The 16,391-nt window shown below is 67.5% G+C and carries 12 protein-coding genes; 3 read left to right on the top strand and 9 right to left on the bottom strand.

Annotation, left to right across the window (positions count from 1 at the left end):
- Nucleotides 1–50: 50 nt before the first annotated feature.
- Nucleotides 51–680: a hypothetical protein gene (locus tag CRO39_RS18995; RefSeq protein ID WP_097123545.1), complete on the bottom strand. Its 630-nt coding sequence runs from the start codon at nt 678–680 to the stop codon at nt 51–53.
- A 158-nt stretch (nt 681–838) separates the two neighbouring features.
- On the opposite strand from CRO39_RS18995, the gene CRO39_RS18990 reads away from it, so the two are divergent.
- The gene (locus tag CRO39_RS18990; protein WP_097123544.1) at nt 839–4,570 is read left to right on the top strand and encodes an indolepyruvate ferredoxin oxidoreductase family protein; all 3,732 of its coding nucleotides are present in this window, start codon (nt 839–841) and stop codon (nt 4,568–4,570) included.
- Between the two features lie 49 nt (nt 4,571–4,619).
- On the opposite strand, the gene CRO39_RS18985 is transcribed toward CRO39_RS18990, so the two are convergent.
- The 8 genes from CRO39_RS18985 to CRO39_RS18950 all read right to left on the bottom strand — a co-directional run bounded on the left by CRO39_RS18985 (nt 4,620) and on the right by CRO39_RS18950 (nt 12,334).
- Nucleotides 4,620–5,099: an MgtC/SapB family protein gene (locus CRO39_RS18985; RefSeq protein ID WP_244904270.1), complete on the bottom strand. Its 480-nt coding sequence runs from the start codon at nt 5,097–5,099 to the stop codon at nt 4,620–4,622.
- A gap of 203 nt (nt 5,100–5,302) precedes the next feature.
- Nucleotides 5,303–6,022 carry a flavodoxin family protein gene (locus CRO39_RS18980; protein WP_097123543.1) on the bottom strand — a complete coding sequence of 240 codons (720 nt, stop codon included), beginning with the start codon at nt 6,020–6,022 and terminating at the stop codon, nt 5,303–5,305.
- A 61-nt stretch (nt 6,023–6,083) separates the two neighbouring features.
- Nucleotides 6,084–7,061 carry an L-histidine N(alpha)-methyltransferase gene (gene egtD / locus CRO39_RS18975; protein ID WP_097123542.1) on the bottom strand — a complete coding sequence of 326 codons (978 nt, stop codon included), beginning with the start codon at nt 7,059–7,061 and terminating at the stop codon, nt 6,084–6,086.
- The gene (gene egtB, locus CRO39_RS18970; RefSeq protein ID WP_097123571.1) at nt 7,058–8,359 is read right to left on the bottom strand and encodes an ergothioneine biosynthesis protein EgtB; all 1,302 of its coding nucleotides are present in this window, start codon (nt 8,357–8,359) and stop codon (nt 7,058–7,060) included. The genes egtD and egtB overlap by 4 nt, the downstream gene beginning before the upstream one ends.
- 231 nt (nt 8,360–8,590) lie before the next feature.
- A complete protein-coding gene (locus CRO39_RS18965) occupies nt 8,591–10,081 on the bottom strand; it encodes an ABC transporter permease/substrate-binding protein (RefSeq protein ID WP_097123541.1) in 1,491 nt (496 codons plus the stop codon).
- Nucleotides 10,078–10,815 carry an ATP-binding cassette domain-containing protein gene (locus CRO39_RS18960; RefSeq protein ID WP_097123540.1) on the bottom strand — a complete coding sequence of 246 codons (738 nt, stop codon included), beginning with the start codon at nt 10,813–10,815 and terminating at the stop codon, nt 10,078–10,080. Before CRO39_RS18960 ends, CRO39_RS18965 begins: the two co-directional genes overlap by 4 nt.
- A gap of 17 nt (nt 10,816–10,832) precedes the next feature.
- Complete coding sequence (locus CRO39_RS18955; RefSeq protein ID WP_202926337.1) at nt 10,833–11,420, bottom strand: DUF938 domain-containing protein; 588 nt, start codon at nt 11,418–11,420, stop codon at nt 10,833–10,835.
- Nucleotides 11,421–11,467: 47 nt separating this feature from the next.
- On the bottom strand, nt 11,468–12,334 hold the full coding sequence (locus CRO39_RS18950) for an NYN domain-containing protein (RefSeq protein WP_097123539.1): 867 nt from the start codon (nt 12,332–12,334) through the stop codon (nt 11,468–11,470).
- A 172-nt stretch (nt 12,335–12,506) separates the two neighbouring features.
- Between CRO39_RS18950 and CRO39_RS18945 the strand changes: the two genes are divergently transcribed.
- Together CRO39_RS18945 and CRO39_RS18940 are read left to right on the top strand one after the other, a co-directional pair.
- Nucleotides 12,507–14,135, top strand: coding sequence for a TldD/PmbA family protein (locus CRO39_RS18945; RefSeq protein WP_162125878.1), 1,629 nt, complete (start codon nt 12,507–12,509; stop codon nt 14,133–14,135).
- Nucleotides 14,136–14,750: 615 nt separating this feature from the next.
- The gene (locus tag CRO39_RS18940; protein ID WP_162125877.1) at nt 14,751–16,385 is read left to right on the top strand and encodes a TldD/PmbA family protein; all 1,635 of its coding nucleotides are present in this window, start codon (nt 14,751–14,753) and stop codon (nt 16,383–16,385) included.
- Nucleotides 16,386–16,391 lie beyond the last annotated feature (6 nt).

Genomic DNA, 16,391 nt, shown 5'->3' with positions numbered 1-16,391 from the left:
CGCCGGTCAAGGGTCGACGCGCCTTGGTCGGAGCGGACAGCAGCACCCGGTTACGGCCAGGCAGGCGGATTGGCCAGCCACGCCGCATGCACTTCCGCCAGCCTGGCGCGGTCTTCTTCGCGCCAGTCCGGCAGCAAGGCCGGGAAGTTGGCCGGATTGCTCCAGCGGGCGGGCTCGGTGCGCACCGCGGCGGCGAACCAGTCCACCGCCTCGCTCTTGCGATCCGCGCTCCACAGGCCCAACGCCAGCGTCGGCGGCATCCAGGATGGCGCTCCCACCGGCGGCACCAGGCCGGCCCACTGCTGCAGCGCCGGCTGGTATTCGCCCAGCCGGTACAGGTCCCAGCCGTAGTTCCAGCTGATCGCGCGCCAGATCGAACTGCCGGCCTGGGTGCTGTTGAGCGCCTGCTGGTAAAGCGACTTGCCCAGCTCGACGCGATTGTCGCTGATGGCCACATGGGCCAGCTGGGCGGTGGCTTCCAGCGACTTGCGGCCACGCTCGCGCGCCTTGACCAGCTCCTGGACCAAGGCTTCGCCCTCTCCTTTGATCAGCACGATCGGGCCGTTGACGCCGCGGTCCTCGTCGAAATAGAACTCTTTGGGCTTGGGCACATGCTGCGCATTCGCGGCAAAAGCGCACAGCGCCAGCACGCAGGCCAGCAAGTGTTTCTTCGATGTCATCGCGCAGTCCCCCGACTACTACCATCCTCCCCAACCGCTATCGTAACCGCTGCAGCGCACAAATTGGCAGAGGAGCCGGTCACAGAAACCCCGCTGTTACAATTCGCATCCTTCGTGTCCGCTGCCACCGGGCGGGCCGCGCCAGCTACAGGCCAGCCATGATCAGCACCGCCGAACTGACCTCCCCTTCCTCCTCCAACACGCCGCAGATCGGCGTGCTGGACAACGACTACACGCTGGAGCACAAGTACCTGCGCACCGACGGGCGCATCTACCTGAGCGGCGTGCAGGCGCTGGTGCGGCTGCCGCTGATGCAGCGCCTGCGCGACCAGGCCGCCGGGCTGAACACGGCCGGCTTCATCAGCGGCTACCGCGGCAGCCCGCTGGGCGGCTTCGATCTGGAGCTGTGGCGGGCCAAGAAGCACCTGGAAGCCGCCGCGGTCAAGTTCATTCCCGGCCTCAATGAGGATCTGGGCGCGACCATGGTCTGGGGCACCCAGCAGACCAACCTGTTCCCCGGCGCCAAGGTCGATGGCGTGTATGCGATGTGGTACGGCAAGGGTCCGGGCGTGGACCGCTGCGGCGACGTGTTCAAGCACGGCAACGCCGCCGGTACGTCCCGCCACGGCGGCGTGCTGGCGCTGGCCGCCGACGACCACGCCTGCCGCAGTTCGACCCTGCCGCATGGCTCGGAAGACGAATTCGTCAGTGCGATGATGCCGATCCTCAACCCGGCCGGCGTGCAGGACATCCTGGATCTGGGCCTGGTCGGCTGGGCGATGAGCCGCTACACCGGCCGCTGGGTGGGCTTCAAGACCATCGCCGAAACGGTGGAATCGTCCGCCTCGGTGGAAGTGAACCCGTTCGCCCGGCAGATCCTGCTGCCGGAGGATTTCGACCTGCCCGCCGGCGGCCTCAACATCCGCTGGCCGGATCCGCCGCTGGATCAGGAAATGCGCCTGCACCGCTATGCGGTGAAGGCGGCGCAGGCCTTCGCGCGCGTCAACCGGATCGACCGCATCGTGCTGGACTCGCCGCGCGCGCGGCTGGGCATCGTCACCACCGGCAAGAGCTACCTGGACGTACTGCAGGCACTGGAATACCTGGGCCTGGACGAGCGGGCCTGCGCCGACATCGGCATCCGCGTCTACAAGGTGGGCATGACCTGGCCGCTGGAGCCGCAGGGCATCGCCAACTTCGCCCACGGCCTGGAAGACATCGTCGTGGTGGAGGAAAAGCGCGCCTTCATCGAGCGGCAGATGAAGGAACAGTTCTACAACTGGCCAGCCAGCGCGGGCCAGCGCCCGTCCATCGTCGGCAAGTACGACGAGGCCGGCGAATGGATCCTGCCATCCACCGGCGAGCTGACCCCGGCCACCATCGCCGGCGTCATCGGCCGCCGCATCCAGCGCCTGCTTCAATCAAGCTCGGCCAGCAACGAGTCGATCGAACAGCGGCTGCGCTGGATGGCCGAGAAGGAAGCCGAACTGGCGTTGCCGCGCGCCAATTTCCCGCGCGTGCCGCATTACTGCAGCGGCTGCCCGCACAACACCTCCACGGTGGTGCCGGAAGGTTCGCGCGCGCTGGGCGGCATCGGCTGCCACTACATGGTGACGTGGATGGACCGCAGCACCGACACCTTCACCCACATGGGCGGCGAAGGCGTCACCTGGTCCGGGCAGGCGCCGTTCACCGAAACCCAGCATGTGTTCCAGAACCTGGGCGACGGCACCTTCTTCCATTCCGGCTCGCTGGCGGTGCGCCAGTCGGTGGCCACCGGCGTCAACATCACCTACAAGATCCTCTACAACGACGCGGTGGCGATGACCGGCGGCCAGCCGGTGGACGGCACGCTGAGCGTGCCGCAGATCGCGCACATGATGCGCGCCGAAGGCGTGCAGACGATCGTCGTGGTCAGCGACGAGATCGGCAAGTGGAGCCAGCCGGAGATCTTCCCGTCCGGCGTGGAGTTCTTCGACCGCAAGCGACTGGACGAGGTGCAGAAGCGGCTGCGCGAAGTGAAGGGCGTGTCGATCCTGATCTACGACCAGGTCTGCGCCACCGAGAAACGCCGCCGCCGCAAGCGCGGCAAGATGGTCGACCCGCAGAAGCGGGTGACCATCAACACGCTGGTCTGCGAAGGCTGCGGCGACTGCGGGGTGAAAAGCTTCTGCGTTTCGGTGCTGCCCAAGGAAACCGAGTTCGGCCGCAAGCGCGAAATCGACCAGTCCAACTGCAACAAGGACTACAGCTGCGTGAGCGGTTTCTGCCCCAGCTTCGTCACCGTGCACGGCGGCACGCCGCGCAAGGGCGGCGCACCGGGCAAAGGCGGGCCGGATGCCGCGTCGCTGTTCGATGCGCTGCCTGCGCCGGCTTTCAAATCCGACCTCGCGCAACCGTGGAACATCCTGATCACCGGCGTCGGCGGCACCGGCGTGGTCACCATCGGCGCGCTGCTGGGCATGGCCGGCCATCTGGAAGGCAAGGGCGCCAGCGTGCTGGACCAGACCGGCCTGGCGCAGAAGGGCGGCGCGGTGACCACGCACATCCGCATCGCGCGCACGCCGGAGGACATCCACGCCGTACGCATCGCCGCCGGCGAAGCCGACCTGGTGCTGGGCTGCGACATGGTGGTGGTCAACGACTACTGGGCGCTGTCCAAGGTGCGCGGCGAACGCTCGCACGTAGTGCTCAACACCTACGAAGCCATGCCGGGCACCTTTACCACCCATCCGGACATGCAGTTCCCCGCCACCGACATCATCGCCGGGGTCAAGGTCGCGCTGGGCGGCCGCGATCCGATGCTGGTGGACGCAACGCAACTGGCCACCGCCCTGATGGGCGATGCCATCGCCGCCAACCTGTTCATGCTGGGCTATGCCTGGCAGCAGGGCCTGGTGCCGATTTCCTTCGAGGCCATCATGCGTGCGGTGGAACTGAACGCCGCGGCCATCGAAATGAACAAGCGGGCCTTCGCCTGGGGCCGCCTGGCCGTGGCGAACCCGCAGGCGGTACAGGAAGCGGCCGGACTGATCCGCAACACCCAGACCGAAAGCGAGCGCACCCCGCGCAACCTGCAGATCCTGCCGCCGGGCGAATGGGAAAGCGCCGAGTGGGGCGCCAACGCCGCCCCGCGCAACCCCGGCAACGAGAGCGAACTGCGCGGCCTGCCCGAGGGCAACGGCAACGGCAATGGCGTGGCGTTCCTGCCGCTGGACGATCTGCGCCTGTCGCGTTCATTGGACGAACTGATCGCGCGCCGTTCCGCCTTCCTCGGCGACTACCAGAACGCCGCCTACGGCAAACGCTACACCGATCTGGTCGCCCGGGTTCGCGCAGCAGAAAATCTGAAGGCGCCGGGTTCGACCGCGCTGACCGAAGCGGTGGCCCGCTATTTCTTCAAGCTGATGGCCTACAAGGACGAATACGAGGTGGCGCGGCTGTATACCAGCGGCGAATTCCAGCGCCGCCTGCAGCAGCAGTTCGACGGCGACTACACGCTGCGCTTCCATCTGGCGCCGCCGCTGCTGGCCAGGAAGGATGCCCAGGGCCGCCTGATCAAGAAGGAGTACGGTCCCTGGATGTTCACCGCCTTCAAGCTGATGGCAAAGCTGCGCTTCCTGCGCGGCAGCGCACTGGACGTCTTTGGCTACACCGAAGAACGCAAGGGCGAACGCCAGCTGATTGCCAGCTACGAGAAGACGGTGGCCGATCTGCTGGAGTCGCTGGATGCCGGCAATCTGCCGCTGGCGGTGGAAATCGCCAGCATTCCCGAGCACATCCGCGGCTACGGCCACGTCAAGGAAGCGCACCTGCGCAAGGCCAAGGCCCGCGAAGCCGAACTGCTGAAGCAATGGAGCGATCCGTTGCGGATGGTGCAGGTGGCCTGAACGGCGGGCGCGCCATCGCTCAGATGGCCGCCCGCACCGCGCCTGGCTGTCAGTCGCCTTTCGGCGGAACCACCGCGCGTTCGAAGCGGCGGAACACCGCCAGTACCGCCACGCACAGCAGCGACGCGCCCAACGCCAGCACATAGTTGCCCAAGCCGGCGGCGATGCCGATGGCCGCTGCCATCAGCAGCGAGCTGGCGGTGGTGAGGCCGCGCACATGATCGCCCCGGCCCGAGCGCAGGATGGTGCCGCCGCCGACGAAGCCCACCGCCGCGACCACCGCTTCGATCAAGCGCACCGGATCCACGCGCAGCAGCTCGCGGTACTGCTCCTGGGTGAAATGCTGGGCAATGATGTCGCCCAGCCCGACAATCAGCGCCGCCGCGCCGCTGATCAGCATATGCGTGCGCAGGCCGGCCGAGTGCCGGCCGATCTCGCGTTCCACCCCCAGCACGCCGCCCAGCAGCATGGCCGCCGCAATGCGCACGAGGATCCACAAATCCTGCTGGAGCATCTCCTGCTGGAGCATCGCCTCGCCTCCGCTCATGCCGGGCCGCGGCCGCGGCGCAGACCAACACCGGGACGGCGCACTGACAGAAAGGGCATGCCTGCCTCCGGTACCCTGGGATGCCAACGGTGTAAGCCATCGCGCATGGAACCGGCGTGAAACCGGCGCGGCCGGGCGCAACTCCGCCGCTGCCGTCGTGTCGTCGCCGGCGGCGGTGCACGCTGTCAGCGCTGCGCCGGATCCGGATGGCCAAAACGGCAACCGGCATCCCAGCGGTCGCGCTGGTTGCCGTGGGCCGGAAAACCGCCGGCGTCCTTCAGCCAGCGCGCCATGTGCATCAGGTTCCAGGCCATAAACGTGGTGTTGCGCTGGGTGAAATCGTTGTCGTAGCCGGCGCCGTCGTCGCCATACGACGGACCGGGGCCGGCCTCGCCAATCCAGCCGGCATCGGCTTGCGGCGGAATGGCGTAGCCGATGTGCTGCAGGGCGTACAGCAGGCCCATCGCGCAGTGCTTGATGCCGTCCTCGTTGCCGGTTACCAGGCAGCCACCGGCGCGGCCATAGTAGAGGTACTGGCCGGCCGCGTTGAGTTCGCCGGATCGGCTGTACAGGCGTTCGATCACCCGCCGGCATACCGAGCTTTCCTCACCCAGCCATATCGGCGTGCACAGCACCAGGATGTCGGCGGCCAGCACCTTTTGCGATAGCGCCGGCCAGTCGTCGCGGACGAAACCATGTTCGGTCATGTCCGGCTGCACGCCGGGTGCCAGTTCCAGATCGGCCGGCCGCTCGACTTCCACCTGCACCGACTGCGCGCGCATCACGCCTGCGGCCACATGGATCAGGCGTTCGGTATGCGACTCCTCGCCGCTGCGCTTGAGCGTGCAGTTGAGGAACAGCGCGCGCAGATCGTCATAGCGTGCCGGGGGCGCGGGCTCGCGCATGTCTCCGGCAGCCTTTGATCCTTGTTCCGTAGCGGCGTTCATTGGTGCAACGCAGTGCCGATCAGGCCGGCCGCAGCAGCCGCAGGCCGAACCAGCCGCGGGGATCGTTGCGGCCATCGGCCACGGCCAGGCCGGCTGCCGCCGCCAGCGTCGCAAAGCCGCCGTCGCTGTACTTGTGGCTGTATTCGACCAGCATGGCCTCGCCGGCATCGAAATGGAAACGGCGCCCGGCCACCTGCACCTGCTGCGCGCGCTGGCTGACCAGGAAGGTTTCGATACGGCTGCGTTCGCCGGCGTAGACCGCGCGGTGGCGGAAACCGGCCAGATCGAAATCGCTGCCGAGTTCGCGGTTGAGCCGCGCCAGCAGGTTCAACGTGAACGCCGCGGTGACGCCGGCCGCGTCGTTGTAGGCCGCTTCGATCAGGGCGGGATCCTTCTGCAGATCGATGCCGATCAGGGCGCGGCCGTCGGCTCCCATCGCCTCGCGCATCGCCGCCAGGATGCCGACCGCTTCGTCATGGGTGAAATTGCCCAGCGTGGAGCCGGGAAAGAACACCAGCGTGCGCCGCGGGCGGCGGGTCGGCGCCGGCAGCGGCACCGGCCGGGTGAAGTCGGCGCACACCGGCAGCATTTCCACCGCGGGCAGAGCGGAGGCCAGGCGCGCGGTGCTTTCCAGCAGCGCGGCGCGCGAGATTTCAACCGGCGTATAGGCCGCCGGTTCGCGCAAGCCCTCGAGCAGCCGCCGGGTCTTGCGGCCGCTGCCGCTGCCGTATTCGACCACATGCGCGCCGCTGCCGATCGCGCTGGCGATCGCCGGCAGGTAGTCGTCCAGCAGCGCCTGCTCCACCCGCGTCAGGTAATACTCCGGCTGCCGGGTAATGGCTTCGAACAGCCGCGACCCCTGCGCGTCGTAGAAATACTTGGACGGCAGGCGCTTGGGCGTGCGCGACAGGCCGGCCAGCGCATCGCGCAGAATATCGTCCGCTGGCGGATGCAGATCGGTCAAAGCGGCGTGGGCGCGGGCGGTGGCGGGCGTCATGCGAGATCCTTGGCCAGGCGCACGCCGGAGAACTGCCAGCGGGCGGGCGGCGGGAAGAAGTTCCGGTAGCTGGCGCGCATGTGGTCGCGCGGCGTGACGCAGCTGCCGCCGCGCAATACCCATTGGCCGCACATGAACTTGCCGTTGTATTCGCCCAGCGAGCCCGGCAGTGCGCGGAAACCGGGATAGGGCGTGTAGGCGCTGGCGGTCCATTCCCAGACGTCGCCGAACAGCTGGCGCAAACCGGGACCGCTTGCGTCCAGCGCCTGCGGATGCAGCGCAGCGGTGGCGGGGTCGGCGAAGTTGCCTTCGATGGCCGCGCCCGCGGCGGCCTGCTCCCATTCGGCCTCGGTCGGCAGCCGTGCGCCGGCCCAGCGCGCAAGCGCATCGGCTTCGAAATAGCTCAGGTGACAGACCGGCGCATGCGAGTCCAGCGGGCGCCAGCCGCCCAGCGTGAACTCGCGCCGGCCGTCCTCGCTCCAGTACAGCGGCCGGTTCCAGGCCTGCGCGTCCGCCAGCGCCCAGCCCTCGCTCATCCACAGCGCCGGCGTCCGGTAGCCGCCGTCAGCGATGAACTGGCGGTACTCGCCGTTGCTGATCGGGCGACTGGCCAGCGCATACGCCGGCACCAGCACGCGGTGGCGCGGCGATTCGTTGTCGTAGGCGAAGGCCGGCGCCTGCGGCCACGGCGCTGCGCCGATCTCGACGATGGCTTCTTCGCGCGCGATCCACCGCAGCGGCGCCGCCCGGCCCGTCCGCATTGGCAGGTCGTCGCGATAGGCAGGCTTCAGCGGGTTCGACCAGAACGCATGCTTGATGTCGGTCAGCAGCAGTTCCTGATGCTGTTGCTCATGGTGGGTGCCCAGCAGCAGCGTGCGCAGATCATGGTTGCTCAGGTCGCCGTCGGCAAAACGCCGCCTTATCCGCGCATCGATCTCGGCGCGGTAGTCCAGCACTTCGGTCAGGCCGGGCCGCGACAGCAGGCCGCGCCGCGGCCGCGCGTGGATGGGACCGGCGCTCTGGTAGTAGCTGTTGAACAGATAGTCCCATTGCGGATTGAACGCGGCGTAGCCATCGCGTGCGGCCAGCACGAAACGTTCGAAGAACCAGGTGGTGTGCGCCAGGTGCCATTTGGCCGGACTGGCATCGTCCATGCTCTGCACCATCGCATCCTCGGCCGACAGCGGCGCGGCAAGCGCCGCACTGGACGCACGCACGGCCAGGTAACGCGCAAGCAGCGCCTGCGGTTCGATGGCGCTGTCGCGGGTGTTTGCGGCAGGAGCGGCGGATCCGAGCATCCAGGCGAGCATAGGTGAGCGATGTGAACATCGCGTTATGGGTGGTAACCGAAATCCGCCGCAGGTTGTTTCAACTTTTGCAGGAACGTCCTCCGGCCGCGATCTCTTCGGATGCGGCAAGGGCAGAACCGTAGGACGGCAGAAGCTCGCGCCGAGGACGGCGCTGCTACGTGGGACGATGTTTCTGCGGGCAGACTCGGTCCCGCTGCGGCGCGTCTGTCTGTGCGGACGCTATTTGCGCGCGGCCAGACGCATTCCGCGCGGAGTGATGCCCCGCTCGGCGAGTTCCAGCACCGCTTGCACCAGCAGCGCCAACACCGCCGCCGGTACCGCGCCTTCCAGGATCAAGCCGATATCGTCCAGGCGGATGCCGGTGAGAATGGGCTGGCCATAGCCGCCGGCACCGATCAACGCGCCCAGCGTGGCGGTGCCGACATTGATCACCGCCGCAGTCTTGACTCCCGCCAGGATGGTTGCCCGCGCCAGCGGCAGTTCCACCCGCCAGAGCCGGGTGCGCGACGGCAAGCCCATCGCGGCGGCGGTCTCGCGCAGTTCCAGCGCAATGCCGGTCAGCCCGGCGTGGGTGTTGCGGACGATCGGCAGCAGGCTGTACAGGAACAGCGCCGCGATGGCCGGCCTGGCGCCGATGCCGAACAACGGAATCATGAACACGAACACCGCCAGCGACGGCAGCGTCTGCAGTATTCCACTGATCGACAGCACCAGCTGTCCCCATCGCGGTCTCCGCGCCGCCAGCACGCCCAGCGGCAATGCCACCAGCAGCGCCAGCCCCAGCGATACCGCCACCAGCGCCAGGTGTTCGCCGGTGCGTTGGCCAATCCGCGCCGCCCGGCCCCGTGCCTGCGGTGCGGACACGCCCAGCCATTCGGCGGCGATGTCCGCCTCCTTCTCGCGCTCCAGCTTCGCCCGCGCGTTGAGGCGCTGCATGGTCGCCGCATCGATGCGACCGGCCATGCCCTCCAGCGCGCGTACCCATGCCGGCGCGCGTTGCGCCAGGTCGGCGCGGTACAGGTACACCGCCTCGTAGGCAGGGAAGTAGCGGCGGTCATCGTCCAGCACGCGCAGCCGGTAATGCGGGATCTCCGCATCGGTGCTGTAGAGATCGGTGACGTCGATGGCGCCGCTGGCCAGGCCGCGGTAGGCGAGATCGTGGTCCAGTCCATCGGCCTGCTGCGGCAGTCCGTAGGCGGCGCGCAAGCCCGGCCAGCCATCGGCGCGCGACAGGAATTCGTTGCTCAGGCCCAGCTTCAAGCGCGGATGCGCACGCAGATCGGAGATGCGGGCGATACCCAGCGCCTGCGCGCGCTGCTCGCGCATGCCCAGGGCGTAGGTATTGTCGAATCCCAGCGGCGCGGTCATTGCCAGCCCGCGCTGCGCCAGCGCGCGCCTCAGCGCTTGGCGGTCGGCGCCCGGCATCTGCAGCAATTCCTCGGCCAGCGTGCCGGTGTACTCGGCATAGGCATCGATGGCGCCGGTTTCCAGCGCGCGCCACAGGATGCGGGTGCCACCCAGTTGCCGCCGATGCTCGATTTCCATGCCGGCCTGACGCGCCAGGCCGGCGCCGATTTCGCCCAGGATCACCGCCTCGGTGAAGTTCTTGGAACCGATGCTCAGCTTCGCCGGCGCCGCCGTCTGCGCGGACGCCGGGCCGAAACAGGCCAGCAGCCATGCCAGCAACAGCGGACGCAGGCGCGGATTCATTCCCCTGCCCTGACACTGCGCTGCGCGTGCATGAACGCGCGCACGAACGGATCGGCCGGCGCCTGCAGCAGCTCGCGCGCAGCGCCCTGCTGCAGTACCCGGCCCGCGCGCAGCAGCACCAGCGTATCGCCCAGCCAGGCGGCTTCGGCCACATCATGCGTCACCAGCACCACCGTCTTCTTCAACAGCGCGAACAGCTCGCGCAGCTGGTCCTGCAGATCGTGGCGCACGATGGGGTCCAGCGCGCCGAGCGGCTCGTCCAGCAACAGTACCGGCGGATCCAGCATCAGTGCGCGGATCAGGCCGACGCGTTGGCGCTGGCCGCCGGAAAGTTCGGCGGGAAAGCGCGCCAAGGCCTCGAACGGCAGCTGGCACAGTCCGGCGAGTTCGCGCAGGCGCGCATCGATACGCGCGTCTTCCCAGCCCAGCGTGCGCGCCAGCAGCGCGGCGTTGCCAGCGCCGGTCAGGTGCGGGAACAGACCGCCTTCCTGGATCACATAGCCGATGCGCCGGCGCTGTTCCAGCAGGTCTTGCCGCCGCAACGGCGCGCCGTCGAAACGCACCTCGCCGCTGTCCGGCCATTCCAGCCCGATCAGCATGCGCAACACGCTGGACTTGCCCGCGCCGCTGGGACCGATCAGCGCGGTGGTCCGCCCCGCTTCGATCGACAGATCGATGGCGTCCAGCGCGATGGTCGCGCCATAACGCTTGACGACATGGCGTAGTTCGAACATCGCACGAGCATAACCGCTCAATCCCGCCGCCAGACCAGGCAGCGGTTGTTGGCCGGCATGGCGTTGTCCTCGGCCAACCTCATTCCGATGCCGCGCGCCAGCGCGTGGACCGCTTCGAAGTCGCGGATGCCCATGCGCGGGTCGCGCGCGCGCAGCGAGGCATCGAACTGGCGGTTGCTGTCGCTGGTGTAAGCGCCGCCATAGTTGAAAGGCCCGTAGACGATGAGCCGCGCATCCTGCGCAAGCGTGTCTTCCATCCCGCCGAAGAATGCCCGCACTTCCTCCCAGCCCATGATGTGCAAGGTGTTGGCGCTGAACACCGCATCGAAGCGCTGCAATGGCCACCGGCCGGCGACATCCAGTTCCAGCGGCGCCGGCGTGTTGGGCAGGCCCGCCTCGTCCAGCCACAGGCCGATGCCGGGAAGGTATGCCGCGCGGTCCGTGCACTGCCACACCAGCCACGGCATGGCCGCAGCGAAATGCACCGCGTGCTGGCCGCTGCCGCTGCCGATTTCCAGCACCGTGCGCGCGTGGGCCAGGTGGCGGCGCAGTACGCCCAGAATAGGTTCGCGGTTGCGTTCGCAGGCGGGCGAATGGGGTTTCATGCCTATCCTCGCCGAAATGCCATGGCCGCCATCAAGCGCCCAGCTTCTCAGGCGCGCGCGCGGACATAGAAGCGCTTGCCTGCGCCTTCGCCGCCGCGCTCTTCGATTTCGAAATGTCGGGGGTGATGCTTCAACAGCTCGCTGAGCTTCTTGTGCCCGAACAGGCGCGGGTCGAAATCCGGCCGCACCTTGTTCAGATAGCTGCCGACGCTGCCCAGGAACGCCCAGCCCTGATCGTCGGAGGCTTCCTCGATGGCCTGCCGGATCAGCTTCAGCGGCAGCGGCAGCACACCGCCCCTGGCGCCGGGCTCCGGCACCGCAGGCGCCGCCGGTACGGCCGGAGCGGCCGGGTCGGGCTTGGCGATGGCGGTGCTTGCCGCGGGTTTGCTCGCTTTTTTTGCCGGCTTGGCGGCAACCGGCGGCTTGGCCGGTTCGGCCGGCGGCTCGCTGCGCAGCACCTCGGTGTAGACGAACTTGTCGCAGGCCTGCACGAACGGATCCGGCGTCTTGCGTTCGCCAAAGCCGTAAACGGTCAGCCCCTCCTCGCGCAGGCGCTGCGCCAGGCGGGTGAAGTCGCTGTCGCTGGAAACCAGGCAGAAGCCGTCGAAGCGCTGGGTGTACAACAGGTCCATCGCATCGATGATCAGCGAGCTGTCGGTGGCGTTCTTGCCGCTGGTATAGGCGAACTGCTGGACCGGGCTGATCGAATGCTTCAGCAGCGCCTGCTTCCACTGGGTCATGCGGGTGCTGGTGAAGTCGCCGTAGATGCGCTTGACGCTGGCCACTCCGTACTTGGCCACTTCCGCCAGCAGGCCTTCGATCACCGAAGGCTGCGCGTTGTCGGCGTCGATCAGCACCGCCAGCCGTTGCTGTTCGTCGTCGGAATCGGGCTTGGGGCCGGTTCGGGATTTCATCGCGCGCTCCTGTCTGCCGGATGGCAAGGGAATTGTGCCCGGTTTCTCCGTTTGCCGGCGGACCGTAGGACCACGGTCACTTGACGCTTGCCGCAGCGCTGCGCAGAGTCGTGCCTCACTTCGACCTGCCGGCGGCCATGCCCGTGACCGCCGGCCCAACCGGAATCCTGCGGTGGACAGACGCGATTTCCTTAGCTTCTCCGGCCTGGGCCTGGCCGGAGCCATGCTGCCCCACAGCCGCGTCATTGCCGCCGAGACGCTGCTGGCGCCGGTCGATGGCGCCGCCCGCAAAGCCCGCGCCGACGCCGCGTTGGCCGCCGCGCGCCAGGCCGGCGCCAGCTATTGCGATGTGCGCATCGGCCGCTACCTGCGGCAGTCGCTGATCACCCGCGAGGACAAGGTGCAGAACGTGGTCAATACCGAATCCAGCGGCATCGGCATCCGCGTGATCGTCGATGGCGCCTGGGGCTTTGCCGCCAGCAACCGGCCCGGCCCCGACGCGGCCGCGGCCACCGCGCGCCAGGCCGTGGCCATCGCCCGCGCCGACGCCAGGACCCGCACCCAACCGGTGCAGCTGGCGCCGGTCGCCGGCGTCGGCGAAGTGTCCTGGCGCACGCCGCTGCGCAAGAATGCGATGGAAGTGCCGATCAAGGAAAAAGTCGAGCTGCTGCTGGCCGTCAATGCCGCCGCGCTCAACGCCGGCGCCGATTTCGCCGCCTCGCGGATGTTCCTGGTCAACGAGCAGAAGTATTTCGCCAGCACCGACGGCTCCTATATCGATCAGGACGTGCACCGCATCTGGCTGCCGTTCACCGTGACCGCCATCGACAAGGCCAGCGGCAAGTTCCGCACCCGCGACGGGCTGTCGGCGCCGATGGGCATGGGCTATGAATATCTGGATGCGGATCCGGCCGGCAAGTTCGCGCTGCCCGGCGGCGTAACCGGCTATGGCCGTTCCTACGATGTGATGGAAGACGTCGTCGCCGCGGCCAAACAGGCGCGCGCCAAACTGAGTGCGCCGTCGGTCAAGCCGGGAAAATACGATCTGGTGCTGGACCCGTCCAACCTGTTCCTGACCATCCACGAGAACGTCGGCCACCCGCTGGAGCTGGATCGCGTACTGGGTTACGAAGCCAACTACGCCGGCACCAGTTTCGCCACCCTGGACAAGCGCGAGGCCGGCTATCGCTGGGGCAGCGGGATCGTCAACTTCACCGCCGACAAGACCGAGCCGGGCAGCCTGGGCGCGGTCGGCTTTGATGACGAGGGCGTCAGGACCAGGCGCTGGGACCTGGTGAAGGACGGCGTGCTGGTCAACTACCAGGCCACCCGCGACGAGGTGCATATCCTGGGCGAAACCGAATCGCACGGCTGCAGCTATGCCGATTCGTGGTCCAGCGTGCAGTTCCAGCGCATGGCCAACGTCTCGCTGGCGCCGGGCAAGGACAAGCTTTCCGTGGCCGACATGATCAAGGACGTGGAAAACGGCATCTACATCCACGGCCGCGGTTCGTATTCGATCGATCAACAGCGCTACAACGCCCAGTTCGGCGGCCAGCTGTACTACGAAATCAGGAACGGCCAGGTGACCCGGCAGATCGAGGACGTGGCCTACCAGATCCGCACGCCGGAGTTCTGGAATGCCTGCGCGGCCATCTGCGACGAAAGCGACTACCGCCTGGGCGGCTCGTTCTTCGACGGCAAGGGCCAGCCCAGCCAGGTGTCGGCGGTCTCGCACGGTTCGGCGACGACCCGCTTCAACGGCATCAACGTCATCAACACCGCACGCAGTCTGGGGTGAGGAGTGAGGGGAGCGCATCTCGCTTTGCCCGCTTTTTAGAGAAAGGTTCTTCTCCTGCTTCTTGGGATGTCGACTTCGGCGGGCTCGACTTCGGTAGGAGCCGCCGCCCGTCGCCTTTGGTCAGATGACAGAGCGCGACTTCGGAACGCCTTTATTCGAACGCCGACCAGGTGTCCAAAATCCGGTGGCCAGGGCAGTGCGGGACCGTACGCGGCATGGATGCCGCGTAAGAGCCTGCATGGGTGAGGCAAGCGCTTGCGAAGCACGGCTTCGCGTGCAGCCGAACGCCCGTCATCTGCGATGGCGGGCCGGCCCCGCATCGCGGGTATTACGGCGTGTCCCGCACTGCCCTGGCCACCGGATTCCACATAGACATTCTCCGCTCTTGGCAGGAGAACCAGAAAAAAATGGGCTGCCCGGTGCGTCGACGCGGGCTGTTGCTGTCGCATCTCCGCATTCCCGATTCCCCCACCCGTGCCAAAAGTCATTTGACGGCAGCTTCGCCCGGCGGCAAGAATCGGAATGGCATTGTCCGCGCGTCCGTACGCATGCGCGCATCGTTCCGTCGCAACTCATTCCCGTGCCCGGCACGGGCTTCACCGGTGGAGAACAGCCTTGCAAAGACGTGACTTCCTGACCCTGAGCGGTCTCAGCCTGGGCGGCCTGATGGTGCCGTCCTTCTTCGGCAAGGCCATCGCCGCCGAGCAATTGCAGTCCACGCTGGATATCGGCCTGAAGAAGCGGCTGGCCGACGCAGCGCTGGCGGCAGCCAGGCAATCCGGGGCGACCTACTGCGACGTGCGCATCGGCCGCTACCTGCGCCAGTTCGTGATTACCCGCGAGGACAAGGTGCAGAACGTGGTCAACACCGAGTCCACCGGCGTCGGCATCCGCGTGATCGTCAACGGCGCCTGGGGCTTTGCCGCCACCAACCAGCTCAGCAGCCAGTCGGTGGCGCAGGCCGCGCAACAGGCCGCGGCCATCGCGCGGGCCAACAGCAAGACCCAGACCGCGCCGGTGCAGCTGGCGCCCGCGCCCGGCGTCGGCGAGGTGTCTTGGCGCACGCCCATCAAGAAGAACGCGATGGAAGTGCCGCTGAAGGAAAAGGTCGACCTGCTGCTGGGCGTCAACGCCTCGGCCATCAATGCCGGCGCCGACTTCGTCAATTCGATGCTGTTCCTGGTCAACGAGCAGAAGTATTTCGCCAGCACCGACGGCTCCTACATCGATCAGGACGTGCACCGGATCTGGGCGCCGATGACGGTCACGGCCATCGACAAGGCCAGCGGCAAGTTCCGCACCCGCGACGGCCTGTCCTCGCCGATGGGCCTGGGCTACGAATACCTGGACGGCGCCGCTTCCGGCAAGGTGCTCACGCCCAACGGGGTGACCAACTACGGCATGTCCTACGACATGCAGGAAGACGCCATCGCCGCCGCCAAACAGGCGCGGGCCAAGCTGACCGCGCCGTCGGTCAAGCCGGGCAAGTACGACCTGGTGCTGGACCCGTCGCACACCTGGCTGACCATCCACGAAAACGTCGGCCATCCGCTGGAACTGGACCGCGTGCTCGGCTACGAAGCCAACTACGCCGGCACCAGCTTCGCCACCCTGGACAAGCGCGAAGACCGGTTCCAGTACGGCAGCGACATCGTCAACCTGTTCGCCGACAAGACCCAGGAAGGCAGCCTGGGCGCGGTCGGCTTTGATGACGAAGGCGTCAGGACCAAGCGCTGGGATCTGGTCAGCAACGGCAAGCTGGTCGACTACCAGACCATCCGCGACCAGGCCCATATCCTGGGCAAGAGCGAATCCGACGGCTGCTGCTACGCCGATTCGTGGTCCAGCGTGCAGTTCCAGCGCATGGCCAACGTCTCGCTGGCGCCGGGCAAGGACAAGCTTTCCGTGGCCGACATGATCAAGGACGTGGAAAACGGCATCTACATCATCGGCGACGGCTCGTTCTCGATCGACCAGCAACGCTACAACGCGCAGTTCGGCGGCCAGCTGTTCTACGAGATCAAGAAGGGCCAGATTACCCGCCAGATCGAGGACGTGGCCTACCAGATCCGCACGCCGGAGTTCTGGAACGCCTGCGTGGCGATCTGCGACGAAAGCGACTACCGCCTGGGCGGTTCGTTCTTCGACGGCAAGGGCCAGCCCGGCCAGGTTTCGGCTGTTTCGCACGGGTCGTCCACCGCGCGCTTCAACGGCATGAATGTCATCAACACCGCCCGTTCGCTGGGCTGATCGGCG

This window comes from Pseudoxanthomonas wuyuanensis (assembly GCF_900215535.1).
Classification (GTDB): Bacteria; Pseudomonadota; Gammaproteobacteria; order Xanthomonadales; family Xanthomonadaceae; genus Pseudoxanthomonas_A; species Pseudoxanthomonas_A wuyuanensis.
This window is presented reverse-complemented; position numbering and strand designations above follow the sequence as displayed.

Excerpts from the sequence above, each read along its gene's own strand:
- CRO39_RS18995 (WP_097123545.1), bottom strand. The coding sequence starts at position 680 with ATGACATCGAAGAAACACTTGCTGGCCTGCGTGCTGGCGCTGTGCGCT.
- CRO39_RS18990 (WP_097123544.1), top strand. The coding sequence starts at position 839 with ATGATCAGCACCGCCGAACTGACCTCCCCTTCCTCCTCCAACACGCCG.
- CRO39_RS18985 (WP_244904270.1), bottom strand. The coding sequence starts at position 5,099 with ATGCTCCAGCAGGAGATGCTCCAGCAGGATTTGTGGATCCTCGTGCGC.
- CRO39_RS18980 (WP_097123543.1), bottom strand. The coding sequence starts at position 6,022 with ATGCGCGAGCCCGCGCCCCCGGCACGCTATGACGATCTGCGCGCGCTG.
- egtD (WP_097123542.1), bottom strand. The coding sequence starts at position 7,061 with ATGACGCCCGCCACCGCCCGCGCCCACGCCGCTTTGACCGATCTGCAT.
- egtB (WP_097123571.1), bottom strand. The coding sequence starts at position 8,359 with ATGCTCGGATCCGCCGCTCCTGCCGCAAACACCCGCGACAGCGCCATC.
- CRO39_RS18965 (WP_097123541.1), bottom strand. The coding sequence starts at position 10,081 with ATGAATCCGCGCCTGCGTCCGCTGTTGCTGGCATGGCTGCTGGCCTGT.
- CRO39_RS18960 (WP_097123540.1), bottom strand. The coding sequence starts at position 10,815 with ATGTTCGAACTACGCCATGTCGTCAAGCGTTATGGCGCGACCATCGCG.
- CRO39_RS18955 (WP_202926337.1), bottom strand. The coding sequence starts at position 11,420 with ATGAAACCCCATTCGCCCGCCTGCGAACGCAACCGCGAACCTATTCTG.
- CRO39_RS18950 (WP_097123539.1), bottom strand. The coding sequence starts at position 12,334 with ATGAAATCCCGAACCGGCCCCAAGCCCGATTCCGACGACGAACAGCAA.